This is a genomic window from Thermocatellispora tengchongensis, from assembly GCF_014202315.1.
Taxonomy (GTDB): Bacteria; Actinomycetota; Actinomycetes; order Streptosporangiales; family Streptosporangiaceae; genus Thermocatellispora; species Thermocatellispora tengchongensis.
Map to the genome: position 1 here is coordinate 154,610 of NZ_JACHGN010000021.1, position 14,361 is coordinate 168,970.

The 14,361-nt window shown below is 73.8% G+C and carries 13 protein-coding genes; 3 read left to right on the forward strand and 10 right to left on the reverse strand.

All coding sequences use genetic code 11. From position 1 onward, the window contains the following. Positions 1-9 precede the first annotated feature (9 nt). From HNP84_RS38550 to HNP84_RS38560, 3 genes are read right to left on the reverse strand one after another with little or no spacing between them, the layout of a single operon-like run. Complete coding sequence (locus HNP84_RS38550; RefSeq protein WP_185054974.1) at positions 10-492, reverse strand: glycine-rich domain-containing protein; 483 nt, start codon at positions 490-492, stop codon at positions 10-12. Beyond that, positions 489-794 carry a hypothetical protein gene (locus HNP84_RS38555; protein ID WP_185054975.1) on the reverse strand — a complete coding sequence of 102 codons (306 nt, stop codon included), beginning with the start codon at positions 792-794 and terminating at the stop codon, positions 489-491. Before HNP84_RS38555 ends, HNP84_RS38550 begins: the two co-directional genes overlap by 4 nt. Positions 795-837: 43 nt before the next feature. Then, entirely contained in the window at positions 838-1,251 is a 414-nt protein-coding gene (locus HNP84_RS38560) for an ATP-binding protein (protein ID WP_185054976.1), read from the reverse strand. Positions 1,252-1,663: 412 nt separating this feature from the next. On the opposite strand from HNP84_RS38560, the gene HNP84_RS38565 reads away from it, so the two are divergent. After that, positions 1,664-2,995, forward strand: a complete 1,332-nt coding sequence (locus HNP84_RS38565) for an NsdA family TPR-like regulatory protein (RefSeq protein ID WP_185054977.1) — start codon at positions 1,664-1,666, stop codon at positions 2,993-2,995. After that, positions 2,992-3,885 carry a phosphotransferase family protein gene (locus HNP84_RS38570; protein ID WP_185054978.1) on the forward strand — a complete coding sequence of 298 codons (894 nt, stop codon included), beginning with the start codon at positions 2,992-2,994 and terminating at the stop codon, positions 3,883-3,885. The genes HNP84_RS38565 and HNP84_RS38570 overlap by 4 nt, the downstream gene beginning before the upstream one ends. A 381-nt stretch (positions 3,886-4,266) precedes the next feature. On the opposite strand, the gene HNP84_RS38575 is transcribed toward HNP84_RS38570, so the two are convergent. Then, on the reverse strand, positions 4,267-6,054 hold the full coding sequence (locus tag HNP84_RS38575) for an aldehyde ferredoxin oxidoreductase C-terminal domain-containing protein (RefSeq protein ID WP_185054979.1): 1,788 nt from the start codon (positions 6,052-6,054) through the stop codon (positions 4,267-4,269). A gap of 291 nt (positions 6,055-6,345) precedes the next feature. On the opposite strand from HNP84_RS38575, the gene HNP84_RS38580 reads away from it, so the two are divergent. Beyond that, complete coding sequence (locus HNP84_RS38580) at positions 6,346-7,395, forward strand: CHAP domain-containing protein (protein ID WP_185054980.1); 1,050 nt, start codon at positions 6,346-6,348, stop codon at positions 7,393-7,395. Here the strand turns inward: HNP84_RS38580 and HNP84_RS38585 are convergent. From HNP84_RS38585 to mreC, 6 genes are all read right to left on the reverse strand, one after another. Then, on the reverse strand, positions 7,358-8,431 hold the full coding sequence (locus tag HNP84_RS38585) for a glycosyltransferase family 9 protein (RefSeq protein WP_185054981.1): 1,074 nt from the start codon (positions 8,429-8,431) through the stop codon (positions 7,358-7,360). The genes HNP84_RS38580 and HNP84_RS38585 overlap by 38 nt on opposite strands. After that, on the reverse strand, positions 8,428-9,864 hold the full coding sequence (rfaE2, locus tag HNP84_RS38590) for a D-glycero-beta-D-manno-heptose 1-phosphate adenylyltransferase (RefSeq protein WP_185054982.1): 1,437 nt from the start codon (positions 9,862-9,864) through the stop codon (positions 8,428-8,430). The genes HNP84_RS38585 and rfaE2 overlap by 4 nt, the downstream gene beginning before the upstream one ends. An 85-nt stretch (positions 9,865-9,949) precedes the next feature. Beyond that, entirely contained in the window at positions 9,950-11,140 is a 1,191-nt protein-coding gene (gene rodA, locus HNP84_RS38595) for a rod shape-determining protein RodA (RefSeq protein ID WP_312926703.1), read from the reverse strand. Then, positions 11,137-13,020 carry a penicillin-binding protein 2 gene (gene mrdA / locus HNP84_RS38600; RefSeq protein ID WP_185054983.1) on the reverse strand — a complete coding sequence of 628 codons (1,884 nt, stop codon included), beginning with the start codon at positions 13,018-13,020 and terminating at the stop codon, positions 11,137-11,139. The genes rodA and mrdA overlap by 4 nt, the downstream gene beginning before the upstream one ends. A gap of 28 nt (positions 13,021-13,048) precedes the next feature. Further along, entirely contained in the window at positions 13,049-13,552 is a 504-nt protein-coding gene (locus HNP84_RS38605; RefSeq protein WP_185054984.1) for a rod shape-determining protein MreD, read from the reverse strand. Next, positions 13,549-14,355: a rod shape-determining protein MreC gene (mreC, locus tag HNP84_RS38610; RefSeq protein WP_185054985.1), complete on the reverse strand. Its 807-nt coding sequence runs from the start codon at positions 14,353-14,355 to the stop codon at positions 13,549-13,551. Before mreC ends, HNP84_RS38605 begins: the two co-directional genes overlap by 4 nt. Positions 14,356-14,361 lie beyond the last annotated feature (6 nt).

Genomic DNA, 14,361 nt, shown 5'->3' on the forward strand with positions numbered 1-14,361 from the left:
GCCATGGGTTCAGCCCTCCGTCTTCGGGTCGTCGGCGCAGCCCTGGTAGCACTGGCTGCACAAGCCTTCGCCGCACTCACCGGCGCACGTCCACAGATCCTCATCCACCGGCAGGCCGGCCGCGCGCATCGCCTCGACGGTAGCGGCGAGCCGCTCGGCGCCAGGGCCGCGCTCGCCGGGCGTGTCCTCAGGCCGGTGGTGGATGAACCGCCCGGCCACGGCGTAGCAGAAGCCCGCGTACTCGGCGGTGTAGAGGATGAAGGCGTGCCAGCCGATGTCCACCTGCGGCGAGGGAGTCAGGCGGGCGCCGGGGTTGGCCGCGCATACGCGCAGGAACGCGAGCGCCTGGTCCATGATGCGCTCGGCGTGGTCGATGGGGATGTTCTGCTCGCGTGCGATGCGGGCGACGAGACGGACGAACAGATCCGCGCTGATGCTGTCGCGGGGTGTGATGGCGCCGGCCCCAGCGGGCCGGTCGGTCAGGACGGTCATGGCCTCTCCTTGTCACGTTGAGACGGTTGCAGGGGCATCGGGGTCCGGCCGTCGAGCCATTCGGCGGACGTGGGCTGATGCGACGGCCGGTGGCCGGGATCGTCGGCACCCAGCTCTTGGGCGGTACGGTCCTCGGCGCGCAACTCCACCACCAGTTCCACCGCGCTCGGCCGGCCGATGGCGGGCCGCAGCCCGGCGGCGCGCAGGCGCGGGGGCAGCGGGTCACGGCGGACCGCCCACCAGATGGGCCCGGGAGTGATGGCCCAGGCGGGCCATGTCCCGGTGATGATGTGGAGATACACCGCGTCTTGGCATGACAGCGGAACACCCCGAGGGTGCCGGCCGTCACGCGGCGCAGGGGTCATGGGTCGTCACCGCCGCCCACACCGTCCGCCGCCGACCGAGGGTGTAGTAACCCCACCGGGCGGCCAGGTTTTCGACAAGAGCGAGCCCGTACCCGGACTCCTCCGCCGCGTACGAGCGCCGCACGCACGGCTGGGTGTCGGAGCCGTCGTCGGTGACCTCCACCACGGCGTACTCGACGCCGGTGAAGCCCATCCCCTCTGCCACGCTCACGTCCACCCGGCCACCCGGCTGCCTGGAGCGGGTATGGCGCACCGCGTTGGTGATCAGCTCGGACGCGATCTGGACGAGGTCATCGGCGCGCGGGTGGCCGGACACCGCCTTAGCGACGAACTCGCGCCCGTCCCGGGGCGCGGCGTGCGTCCCGGCGAGTTCGCATGTGCAGATAGTCGGCATTGCGGGGGTGCTCGTCATGTGGATGCCTCGGCTGGGGGCTACGAATGCGGGGTCGTTGTCCGGATTCGCCGGCGCTGGGGAGGGCAACGGCGACCTGGGCGATCTCGGGGCGTGTCCGTCGGCGAGGCACGACGGCACCGACACCCGCCACAGCGGGTCGGATCGTCGGAGTTCGTCATGGCCGCGACGAGGATCATCCGGCACGCGGTTCTGGCGCATGGCCGCGTCAAGGGCATGCATTCGCCGCTCCTCACGAATAGTGATGGCTTGGCTCCACTGTGGAGTGCCGCAGTCGCCCTGGGAACACCAGATAGCGGGTCAGTCAAGGGGCAGAACCGGGGCAGATTGGAGTCAGATTCGTAAGGTCTCGCGTGACGGGGTGTGCGACGATGCCCCCGAAGGGAGATATGCGATGACGCAGCCCAACCTGCAATTCCAGCGGGCCCGGAAACAATTGTCCTCCCCCTCCGCCCCGGGCGAGAGCGCGTCACGCCAGGACATCGCGGACCTGGCCAACGCCTGGATATACGACATGTACCGGCGCGAAGGTGGGCTGAACCGACATTACATCGGCAAGCTTGAGCGCGGTGAGGTGCGGTGGCCGAATTCTGACTATCGGGCCGCTTTACGGCACATTTTCGGGGTCGAGCGTGACAGCGACCTCGGGTTTCACCGCCCTCAACGCACGAAATCAGCGTCGGAACCGGCCATTACCGAGGAAGATGTGGATCGGAAAGGGTTCATTCGCACCGCACTCGGGGCGGCCGCGGCCGTCTCGCTCGTTGAGCTGTCCGAGCCGGCCTCCCCCGCCAGGTCGTCCGGCCTCCCTGCAGTGGTGACCGAAGGCGACATCCGAAAGCTTCGCCACATCGCCGGCGTCTTTTCCTCATGGGATCACACCTATGGCGGCGGACTGGTCCGCGAGGCGGTGGCTGCGCAGCTCCGCTACTCGGTGGGGCTGCTGCGTCACTCTCGTTGCCCGAACAGCCTGCGTAACGATCTGTTCAGCGCCGTCGGCCACCTCGGGCACGTTGCCGCGTTCATGGCTTTCGACAGCTTCAGCCATGATGACGCGCGCCGAATGTTCGGGATGGCGCTGGGATGCGCGGAAGAGGCCGGTGACTGGCACCTGCGCGCCAAGATCCTATCCTCGATGGCCAGGCAGGCGATCTGGACCGGCGACGCCGACAACGGTCTCACCTTGATCGAGTTCGCCATGGTTCGGTCGGACCGGTTGACTCCTGCCGAGCGCGCCATGTTGATGTCGGCCAGGGCTCGGGCGCTGGCCAAGTTGGGCCGGGTGCAGGAGACCTTGGCGACGGTGGGCAGGGGCGATGAGGAGTTCGCTCGCGTCAAACCGTCCGAGGAGCCGCCATGGATGCGGTACTACGATGCCGCGCAGCACGCCGGGGATACCGGACACGCCCTCTACGACCTGGCGATCAACGGGAAGTTCGTCAGCGAGGCGACGGGTCGCCTGGCGAGCGCCGTCGCCGGGCACACCTCCGCGTACGTACGGTCCCGGGCGATCAGCGGCATCAAGCTCGCGTCCCTGACCATGGTGACGGGCGACCCGGTGGAAGCCGCGCACATCGGCGCCCGAGCGCTCACCGACGCGGGTACCGTCCGCTCACGCCGCGCGCAGACGGACATGGAGGAGCTGTCCCGGCTCGCCCTCCCGCACCAACGGCATGGACAGGTGGTCGAACTGCGGCGCCGCATCACAGAGGCGACGCGGTCATGAGCCAGAGCGCCGACGCCGGGACGCGGGCCGTGCTGGACGAGGCCGGCCGCCGCGCCGGCCTCGATGTGGCCGGGGCAGAGCTGGTCCGGCTGGGCGAGAACGCGCTCTACCGGCTCCCCGGCGGGATCATCGCCCGCATCACCCGCGCCGGCCAGGCCGCCGCCGCAGCCCGCGAGGTGGCCGTGGCCAGGTGGCTGGAGGCCAGCCAGGTGCCTGCCGTACGGGTGTGGTCCGGGGTCGAGCAGCCCGTCGCCGTGGACGGCCGCGCGGTCACCTGGTGGCGAGAGCTACCGCCCCACCGACCCGGGACCGCGTACCAGGTAGCCACCGCGCTCCGCCGCCTGCACGACCTACCGCCCCCGGCCGGGATCGACATCGGCCGGTTGGACCCGTTTGTGCGGCTGACCGAGCGGATCGACCGGGCGGTCACCCTCGACGAGGCGGACCGGCGGTGGATGCGCCGCCACCTGGAGGAGCTGGAAGCGCGGTACCTGGAGCTGCCCCCGGGGCTGCCCGAGTGCGTCGTGCACGGCGACGCCTGGATCGGCAACGTCGTCTCCACCGCCGACGGTGAGGTGGTGTTGCTCGACCTGGAGCGGTGCTCGATCGGCCCGCCCGAGTGGGACCTGGTCTCCACGGCGGTGAAGGCACTGACGATCGCCGGCATCACGCGCGAGGATTACGAGGTGTTCGTACAGGCGTACGGGCACGACGTGACCGCGTGGGCAGGGTTCACGACGATGCGGGACATCCGCGAGTTTCGAATGACATGCATGGCCGCGCAGGTCGCGGCTGAGAATCCCGCACGGCAGGACGAGGTGGTGCTGCGGCTGGCCTGCCTGCGCGGTGAACGTGGGCCACGCCCGTGGCCGTGGCAACCTGTGCCGTAGGCGCCCGGTGCTACGGCTGCCCTGCCATCGCGCGCGACGCGCGCGGGCCCGGGTGGGCGCCAGGTGGGCTATCAGAGGTGGTGGGCAACGGGTGGGCGCATTGGGCGCTAGCGTCGGGCGAAGCCCGACACTCAGAAAAACGGCCGAGCGAAGCGAGGACCTTTTGCCCGCGCGCCACGCGCGCGGGCCCGGGTGGGCGCCAGGTGGGCTATCAGAGGTGGTGGGCAACGGGTGGGAGCGTTGGGCGCTAGCGTCGGGCGAAGCCCGACACACAGAAAGACGCCCGAGCGAAGCGAGGGCCTTTTGCCCGCGCGCGACGCGCGCGGGCCCGGGTGGGCGCCAGGTGGGTTATCAGAGGTAGTGGGCAACGGGTGGGAGCGGTTACCAGCCTAGTTCGGTCTTGAAGGCCGTCAGGGCTTCTGACCAGGACTTGCGGTCCAGGCGGGCGCCCTGGTACGGGCCCGTCTCCACGGGGGTGTCGTGGAAGCGGGACGGGAGGGATTCGGCGGTCACGCCCTCGCGCAGGGCGTAGGCGTGCATGAGGTCCAGGCGGGTCTGGCCCGCCTCAAGGAGGCCGGGGAGGGTCATCGGGGTGCCGGAGGCGGCCTCTACCAGGGTCAGGATGTCGTCGATGGTCAGGGGGCGGGTGGGGGTGCTCGCGAACAGGCAGATGTTGAGGGCGTCCAGGGCGCTCCACAGGCGTAGCAGGCGGGCGGTGCGGCGGCCCCGGTCGGCGTCCAGGGTCAGCACCGGGGCGGGGTGGGCGCCTACCCGGGCGGCCTCGGGGAGGCAGTACGGCAGGCCCTCCTCCGGGTCGAAGTCGAGGTCGTGCTCCAGGGCGTCGTAGCGGGGGCCGCCGGGGGCGGCGGCGTAGCCGAGGCCGATGCCGGGCTGGATGCGCGGGTCGAAGCCGGGCAGCTCGCAGTCCTTGGCGACCATCGCGTACGGCGCCGCCTCCTCGCCGATGGCCCGTGCCGCGCGTGCCGAGCCCTCCGCCAGCAGGGCGCCGTACGGGCCCGACCGGTGGGCGATGTCGTGGATGAGGGCCGGGAGGGCCGTGGGCTCGCCGAAGGCGGGGGCGCCGGCGGGCAGGAGGCCGCGTTCGGCGCACTCCATGGCGAAGGCCAGGGTGCCGCCCAGGGAGACCTGGTCCAGGCCCAGGTCGTTGGCCAGGGCGTTGGCGTCGAGGATGGCGTCGAGGTCGTCGATGCCGAGGTTCCAGCCGAGCGCCAGGAACGCCTCCTGGCCCAGGCCGCCCGACCTGCGCTCGCGGGTGGTGGGCGGGGCGTAGACCTTCAGGCAGTCGGTGGGGCAGCCGGGGCAGTTGCCGGCGGTCGCGAGCGCGCGCCCCGCGTACGACTCGGCCACCGGCAGGCGCAGGCCGGGCTCGCCCGTGACGCTGAAGTTGCGCACCGAGCCGTAGCCGGGGGCGAGGCCGTCGCTGACCCAGGCGGCGAAGCCGGGCTCGGCGTGCTGCCAGGAGGCGAGCGGGTTGCCGGGGATCGCCTCCCGGTACGCCGCCGCCAGCCGGGCCAGCGTGACCGGGTCGGCGCCCGGCACCGGGCCGTCGCCGCCGGGTCCGGGTACGCAGACCACGGCCTTGAGGTTCTTGGCCCCGAGCACCGCGCCCAGGCCGTACCGGGCCGCCGGGAAGGCGTAGTCGGTGACGACGCTCGCGTACCGGACCAGGTTCTCCCCGGCCGGGCCGATCGCGGCCACGTGGGCGTGGACGCCGTGCCGGGCGCGCAGCGCGTCGGTGGTGGCGGCGGTGCCGAGGCCGCGCAGTTCCCCGGCGTCGCGCACCGACACCTGCCCGTCCTCCACCAGCACGTACGACAGCGCCGGCGCGCGCCCGGCGATCGCCAGCGCCTTGGCCCCGGCCGCGCGCATGCCGGCCGCGAAGGGCCCGAGCGCGTGGGCCTCGCCGGCGGCGCCGGTGAGCGGCGACTTGGCCAGGAACACCGCCTTGGCCAGTCCGGGGGCGTCGGTGCCGCCGAGCATGCCGGCCGCGATGTAGACCAGGGCCTCGGGCGCGTACGCGTCGAGCCCGGCGGGCGTCCGCTCGGACAGCAGCCGCAACCCCAGGATGGAGCCGCCGAAGTGGCCCCGCTCGCGGGTGCGGTCCTCCCGCTCGACGGTCCGCCGGGTCAGATCGACGACGAAAGGCATGCGCTCACTCCGGTGTGCAGGATCGTGTGACCGGGCGGATACTACTCATTTCTCCACGGCGTCACATAGGCCACCCTGGGTATCCCAGGTCACAGAGCGTGAGCATCGATGATAGCCAATCAGCGAGCGATTTTCGCGTAAAACATCAAAACCGGCATAGCCGACAAATTCCCAGAATGTCTGATTAAAGTCCATCGATAGCGAAAGCGATCACCCTGTGCGGGGCGGGCGCGCCGCCGTACGCCGTCGGATGAGGAGTCATGTGGAGCGTTCCTGTGCCCGGGGACTCACTTGAGCGGCTCGGATGACATCACCGGCAAGCTGCTCAAGGTCATAAAGCCGGAACTCGGTTACAAGGAGAGGGCCGGACAGCACACCAAATTCGGCGCGTGGTACTCCAAGGCGGTTGACGACCCGCAGTACAAGAACGCCCCCTGGTGCGACATGTTCATCGCCTGGGCGGCGAACAGGGCGGGCGTGGCGGAGTTCGTCGGCGAGTTCGCCTGGACGCCCTCGCACGCGCGCTGGTTCGAGCAGCGCGGCGCCTGGACCTCCGAGCCCGAGGTGGGCGCGCTGGTGTTCTTCGACTGGTCGGGCTCGAAGAACATCAAGAAGATCGACCACGTCGGCATCGTGGAGCGGGTCGCGGGCGGCAAGATCCACACCATCGAGGCCAACGTGGACCGGGTGTGGCTCAAGCGCAAGGTGCGCGATGAGAGCAAGGTCGTCGGGTACGGCGTGCCGCGCAAGGTCAAGGAGTTCGTGGAGGCCGAGGCGCTGCGGGTCCAGGCCGGGCACACGGCCCCCGAGCCGGTGCCGCCCCAGGCGGTGAGCGCGGCCGGGATGAGCGGGCGGGAGGCGGTCCCGGTCGAGTTCGTGCCGACGACCGGCCTGATCGCGCTGGGCGTGATGGTCGGCACGATCGTGCTGGTCGCCCGGCGTACGGTGGCGCGGCCCCAGCCCGCCACGGCCGGACGGCACCGCAGGCGGCGACGCGCCCAGCCGCCCCCGGCCGGACGGGTCTCCGCGGCCCCGGCCGAACGCGTCCCGGCCGCTTCGGCCGAACACGTCCCGGCCGCCCCGGCCGAACACGTCCCGGCCCCGCGGGTGCCGGCACGCGCGGGCGAACGGGTGCCACAGCCTTCGGGCGAACGGGTGCCGGCGCCTTCGGGTGAACGGGTCTCACAGCGTGCGGGTGAACGCGTCTCACGGCCTGCCGGCGAACGGGTGCCGCAGCCTGCCGCCGTACGGAGCCCGGCGCCCGGCGGTGGGGAGGGTGCCGAGCGGGTGGAGTACTACCTGCCTATCCCGGCGCCAGGAGGTCGAGGGCCTGGTCGATGACGTCGTCCACCGGCACGTCGGTCACCCAGGACACGTCGTGCGGGCAGCGTTCCGCGCCCGGGTCCAGGCCGCAGGCCCCGCACACCGGGCAGGCCGCCGTCCAGGAGATCAGCGGGCGGTGCCGGGCGCGGCCGAGCGGGCTCGCGGTGATCATGTTGCCGCACCAGTAGACCGACACCGTCGGGGTGCCCACGGCTCCGGCCAGGTGGCGCGGGCCGGTGTCGTTGCCGACCAGCAGGGCGCACCGCTCGTACAGGGCGGCCAGGCCGCCGATGGACAGCGCGCCGACGAGCGGGCGGGCCGGGACGCTCATCCCGGCGACCACCTTCTCCACCACCTCGCGCTCCGGCTCGGTGCCGGTGACCACGAACGAGATCGGCCCCGCCGTGGCGGCGAGGTGGTCGGCGACGGCGGCGAAGCGCTCCGGCGGCCAGCGGCGGCGCGGATCGACGGCGCCGGGGTGGATCGCGACCAGGCGGGGGCCGGCGGCCGGCGGGCCGAGCACCCGGGCCGCCTCGGCGCGGTCGGCGGGCGTCACGGCGACGCGCGGCTCGTACTCCGCCGTGGCGCCGCCGACCAGCGCGGCGACCTCCAGCAGCCGGTGGGTCTCGTGCTGGTGGTAGACGTAGGGCACCCACCGGTCCAGCGGCTCGGCGCCCTCGGCGCGCAGGCCCGCCGTGACCCGGGCGCCCAGGGCGCGTACGAACGGGTTGGAGTTGCCCCCGCCGCCGTGCATCTGGACGGCCAGGTCGAAGCGGCGCCCGCGCAGGGCCTCCAGCAGGCGCGGCGGCGGCCGGGAGCCGTCCTCGGGGCCCGAGACGCCCGAGATGGGCGGCAGCGCCACCACGTCGTCCACCGGGCCGGGCCGCCCGGCGAGGAAGGCGGCGTGCCACTCACGGCCGAGCAGGGTGAGCCGGGCGTCCGGGTAGGCGTTCTTGAGCGCGTGCAGCGCGGGGAAGGCGAGCAGCAGGTCGCCCAGGGCGTTCGCGCGCAGCACCGCGATCCGGCGCACGCCCGGCACGGTCGTCGCGCTCACCCCACGTCCTGCGCCTTCATCCGGCCGATGATCGCGGTGCTGGACCGGTCGGGCACGTAGTCCAGCACCCGCACCTCGCCGCCCAGCTCGCGCACCAGGTCGGTCTCGGGCAGCATCTCGGGCGTGTAGTCGCCGCCCTTGACGTACAGGTCGGGGCGGATCATGCGCAGCAGCCGCTCGGGGGTGTCCTCGTCGAAGCTGGTCACGTAGTCCACGGGCTGCAGCGCCGCGAGCACCGACATCCGGTCCTCGCAGGAGTTGACCGGCCGGTCGGGGCCCTTGAGCCGGGCCACGCTGGCGTCGCTGTTGACCGCGACCACCAGTACGTCGCCCAGCCTGCGCGCCTGCTCCAGGTACGCCACGTGGCCCCGGTGCAGCACGTCGAAGCAGCCGTTGGTGAAGACGATCCTGTGCCCGCGGCGGCGGTGCTCGTCCACCCGCCTGGCCACCCGCTCGGGCGGCTGCACCAGGCCGTCCTCCTGGCGCAGCGCGCGCAGCAGCTCGTGCCGGGAGCAGGTGGCGGTGCCGGGGCTGCGCACGACCACGCCGGCCGCCGCCTGCGCGGCCTCGGCGGCCTCCTCCGGCGGGGCGCCGCCGGCCAGCCACAGCGCGAAGGCGGCGGTGTAGGTGTCGCCCGCGCCGGTGGTCATGTGCTCGGGAGCGGGCTCGGCGTACGTACGGTACGGCTCGCGCCCGCGCCGGTGCAGCAGCGTGCCGTCGCCGTCCAGGGTGGTGACCACCATCTGGGCGCCGGTGACCTCCAGCAGCCGCTCGGAGCGGGCGGCCAGGTGGCGCACCCGGTCGGCGGGCTCGCCGCCGTCCTCGCCCGCCTCCGCGAGGAGCTGCAGGACCTCGCCGTAGCTGGGCAGTACGGCCGTCGGGGCGCACTCCCGCCACGGCCCGACCGCGTGCGCGTCCACGACGAGGAGGGGCGGGGCGAGCGCGGCGAGCGCCCGGCGCAGGCCCGGGGTGCACACGCCGCTCCCGTAGTCGCACACGATCACCACGTCGGCGGTCTCCGCGGCGGCGGCCAGCCGCCGCGTCAGCTCGCGCTCGACCGGCTCGGGCACCGGCCCGCGGTCCTCCTCGTCGTAGCGGGCGACGAGCTGGCCGCCGGCCATCAGCCTGCGCTTGTGCGAGGTGCGCCGGCCGGCCACCGCGGCGAGCCAGGTATCGACGCCGCGCAGCCGGAGCATGCCGGTCAGCCGCTCCCCGCACTCGTCGGCGCCGACGACGCCGAGCAGGCGCACCCGGGCGCCGAGCGCGGCGAGGTTGGCGGCGGTGTTGGCCGCCCCGCCGGGCGCCTCGTCCACGTTCTCGACGCTGACGACGGGCACCGGGGCCTCCTGCGCGATGCGCTTGACCGGGCCGCGCAGCCACGAGTCGAGCATCACGTCGCCGACCACGACAGCGTGGATGGTTCTGTCCGCCATGACAAGCGGCTACCCGGACAGAAGTGAAAAAACCACCTCTTACACAATGATGGTGCGATATCTCCCACTAAGTCACTACTGACGGTTACGGCATTCCCCGGCCCACCTGCCGGTGCACCGCCTGGAGCAGGCCGACCGCGACCAGCCCGGAGATCGTGGCCGACCCCCCGTACGAAAGGAACGGCAGCGGCACCCCGATGATCGGCATGATGCCGAGCGTCATGCCCACGTTGACGAAGGTCTGGAAGGCCAGCCAGCACACCGTCCCCGCCGCGATCACGGTCCCGTACGGCGTGACGCTGCGCGCGGCGATCCGCAGCCCCCGCCACAGCAGCGCCAGCATCACCACCAGGATCGCCCCCGCCCCCACGAAGCCCAGCTCCTCGCCCGCCACCGTGAAGATGAAGTCGCTGTGCTGCTCGGGCACGAACTCCCCCGCCGTCTGCCCGCCGCGGAACAGCCCCTGCCCGGAGAACCCGCCCGAGCCGATCGCGATCTTGGCCTGGGCCGCGTTGTAGCCGGCGCCGAGCGGGTCGGCGTCCGGGTCGGCCAGCACCAGCAGCCGCTGGAGCTGGTAGGGCCGGATCAGGCCGAGGAACCAGGCCAGCGCCGCCACGCCCACGCCCGCGGCGGCCAGCGCGCCCAGCCACACCTTGCGCACCCCGGAGACCAGCACCATGCCGGCCGTCATCGCCACGAACACCAGCGCGGTGCCGAGGTCGGGCTCGGCCAGGATCAGCAGCGCCGGCAGCGCCGCGAGGACCAGCGCGAGCAGCAGCGCGCCCACGCCCGGCCGCCGCTCCCCGTCGCGCAGCTCGCCCAGCGGCACGGCCACCCCCAACACCAGCGCGAGCTTGGCGAACTCCGACGGCTGGAACTGCACCCCGCCGCCCAGCACGATCCACGACTTCGACCCGTTGACCGTGCTGCCCAGCGGCGAGAGCACCACCGCGAGCCCGAGCAGCGCCACGACGTACAGCATCGGCACGTACGCGCGCAGGATGCGCAGGTCGGAGCGGGCGATCAGCACCATGAGCGCCACGCCGATCCCGGCCGCGATCCCCTGGCGGCGCAGGAACCAGGACGGGTCGCCGCCCTGCTGGATCAGCCCCGGCCGGGTCGCCGACCAGATCAGCAGCAGCCCGGTCAGCGTGAGGGCGGCCGCGCAGCCGTACAGGACCCAGTCGGGCCGCTTCAGCCTGTCCACCACCCGCAGCGCGAACGGCCGCCGCCACGTCCCGCCCCGCTCCCGGTACGCCGCCCGCGCCGCGCTCACCGCGGGTCCTCCAGGCCGTACATGCCGGCCCAGATCTCCCGGGCCACCGGCGCGGCCACGTCACCGCCCTTGCCGCCCTGGGAGACCATGACGACCACGACATACTCCGGGGACGCGGCGGGGGCGAAGGAGGCGAACCAGGAGGTGTCCCGGCGACCGGCCACCTCGGCCGTGCCGGTCTTGCCGGCGACGGCCAGCTTCGCCCGGGGGAAGCCCTTGAACGCCTCCTCGGCCGTGCCCACCCGGGTCACGTCCGCGAGCGCCGACCTGATGTAGGCCAGGACCTGCGCCGAGACCGGCAGCCGTCCGACGACCTGCGGCTCGATCTCGCGCACCACCTCGCCGTCGCGCTGCACCCGCTGGGCCACGCGCGGGCTGAACAGGGTGCCGCCGTTGGCGATGGCGGCGTACGCGCGGGCGAGCTGCACCGGCGTGACCAGCACGTCCCCCTGGCCGATGGAGAAGTTGGCCGCGTCGCCCGGCCACCAGGTCGCGGCCTCGCGCCGCTCCGCCTCCGTGGCGGCGCCCTCGGCCCGCGCCTTCTTCCAGGCGCGGCCCGGCACCCGCCCGGCGGCCTCACCTGGCAGGTCGATGCCGGTCGGCTCGCCGAAGCCGAACGCGCGGGCCGTGCGCTGCATCACGTCCGCGGGCCTGGCGACCGGGCTGAGCCCGCCGTCGCGCCGCCACAGCTCCTCGGCGAACCGGTAGAAGATCGTGTCGCAGGACACCACCAGGGCCTTGCGGATGTCCATCGGGCCCAGGTCCAGGCCGCGGTAGTTGCGGAAGTCGCGGGCGCCGACGCGGTAGGAGCCGGGGCAGTCGTACCAGGCGGTCGTGCTGTACCCGGCGTTGATCGCCGCCGACGCCGAGACCACCTTCCAGGTCGAGCCCGGCGCCCACTCCCCCGCGACCGCCCGCGCGAGCAGCGGCCTGCCGCCCTCCGCGCCGAACAGCCGCTCGTACTCGGCGGTGGTGATGCCGCCGGTCCACACGTTCGGGTCGTAGGTGGGCGCGCCGGCCAGCGCCACCACCCGGCCGGTGCGCGCCTCCATCACCACCGCCGCCCCGCCGTCGCCCGCCCGCCGGGTGGCCCGGCCGAGCGCCTGCTCGGCGAGCTGCTGCACGTCGGCGTCGATGCTGGTCACCAGGTCGTTCCCGGGCACCGGATCGGTCTGCCGGAGCTGACGGCCCACCCGGCCCGCGCTGTCCACCGCGACCAGGCGGCGGCCCGGCGTGCCGGCGAGGTCGCGCTCGTAGACCGCTTCGAGGCCGGCGCGGCCCACCATGGTCACCCCGGTGGCGTCCTTCGGGGCCGCCTCCTCGCGCGGGGCGGGCTGGAGGTAGCCGAGCACCTGGGCGGCGGCGGTGCCGTACGGGTAGGACCTGATCGGCTGCAAGCCGGTGCTCACGCCGGGGAACTCCCGCGCGCGCTCCATGATCTGGAACGCGGTGCGCACGTCCACGTCGGCGGTGACCGGGATCGGCTCGTACGGCGAGCCGGGCCAGCAGGGCCGCGGCACCTCCCGCGTGCACAGCCGGGTCTTGGCGGCCAGGTCGGCGTACGACTGGCCGAGCACCCCCGCCAGCCGGGTCAGCACCGCGCGCCCGCCGTCGGGCTGGTCGCGCAGCGCCATGTGGTCCACCGACACCACCGGCAGGCTCCGGTTGGCGACCAGCGGGCGGCCCTCGCGGTCCAGGATCTGGCCGCGCAGCGCGGGCAGCGCGATCTGCCGCACCCGGGTCTCCACCGCGGCCTCCTCGTACGCCGCGCCGCTCATGATCTGCACCTGCCACAGCCGTCCGAGCAGCGTGAGCAGCAGCGCGACCACCACGACGTGCAGCACCGCCAGCCGTGCCCGCGGGGCCCCGCGCCGGTTCACCGCGCGGCCTCCCGCTCCGGCATCCCGTTCACCGCGCCGTCTCCCGCTCCCCTGGGCCGGCGGCCCGCGCCCCCAGCAGATACGCCAGCCCCAGCACGAGCGGCACCGCCACCGCGCCGCCCAGCAGCGACAGCGGCAGCAGCGGCTCGATCGCGGGCCAGGTCATCCGGGGATCGCCGAGCAGCATGCCGAGCCCGGTCTCCAGACCGAGCGCGCACAGCACGCCCACCACCGCCGCGGCGGCCTTCCACGGCAGCGGCCGGTCGGCGGCGGCCCAGCCGCAGAACAGCCCCACCACGCACAGCACGAACGCCGTGCGCCCGATCGTGCCGTCGGAGGGCGGCACCAGGTCGGTGAGCAGCCCGGCGGCGAAGCCGGTCGCCGCGCCCCAGCCGGTGCCCAGCGCCAGCGCCGCGCCGATCGCCAGGACCAGCGCCAGGTCCGGCGCCGGGAACGGCAGCCGGTTCACCAGCGTCACCTGGAGGACCGGCAGCACCGGGATCAGCAGCGCGACCGCGATCCGGCGCCTCATCGGTTCGCCCCCCGGCCGCCGGGCCTGAGCACCGCCACGCCGTCGAGCGCGGTGTAGCGGGCGAACGGGCGTACCAGGGCGACCAGGGCCGGCTTGCGGTCCTCCACCGCCACGATCTCGCCGATCGGCACCCCCGGCACGTACGGGCGCGAGCCGGCCGAGCCCAGCGTCACCACCCGCTGGCCCTGGGTGAGCCGGGCGTTGGAGTTGAGCAGGCGGAGCCGGAGCAGTCCCGCGCCGGTCAGGCCGTCGCCCCCGCCGGTGACCACGCCGACCTCGTCCGTGTCCTCCAGACGGGCGCCGAGCGAGGTCGTCGCGTCGGTGGCCAGCACCACCACGGCGCTGCCCGTGCCCGCCTGGGCCACCCTCCCCACCAGCCCGTCGGCGTTCACCACGGTCGTCTCCGCCTCCACGCCCGCCTCGGAGCCAGCGTCGATGGTGACCGTGTCCTCGTACCCGGCGCCGCCGCCCACGGCCACCACCCGGGCGGCCACGGCGTCCCGCCCGCCCGTGCCCGCGGCGGGCGGGGTCTGCCGGGCGACGGCGGCGGCCCGCTCCCCGGCGAGCCGGGCGTTCTCCCGCTCCAGTTCGTCGATGCGCGCGTACGCGCCGGGGGCCACGGCGACGGCGCCCGCGACGGCCGAGACGGATCTCTCGACGGGGCCGTACACGGCGGCGGCCAGGTCCCGCAGCGGGATCAGCGGCGAACGTTCGCCGCGGGTGTGGTCCAGGGCCATGAGCGTGAAGGCGACCAGGACGAGCAGGACGGGGGCGACCCTCGCCACCCGGGAGCGGCGCTGCATCCCACC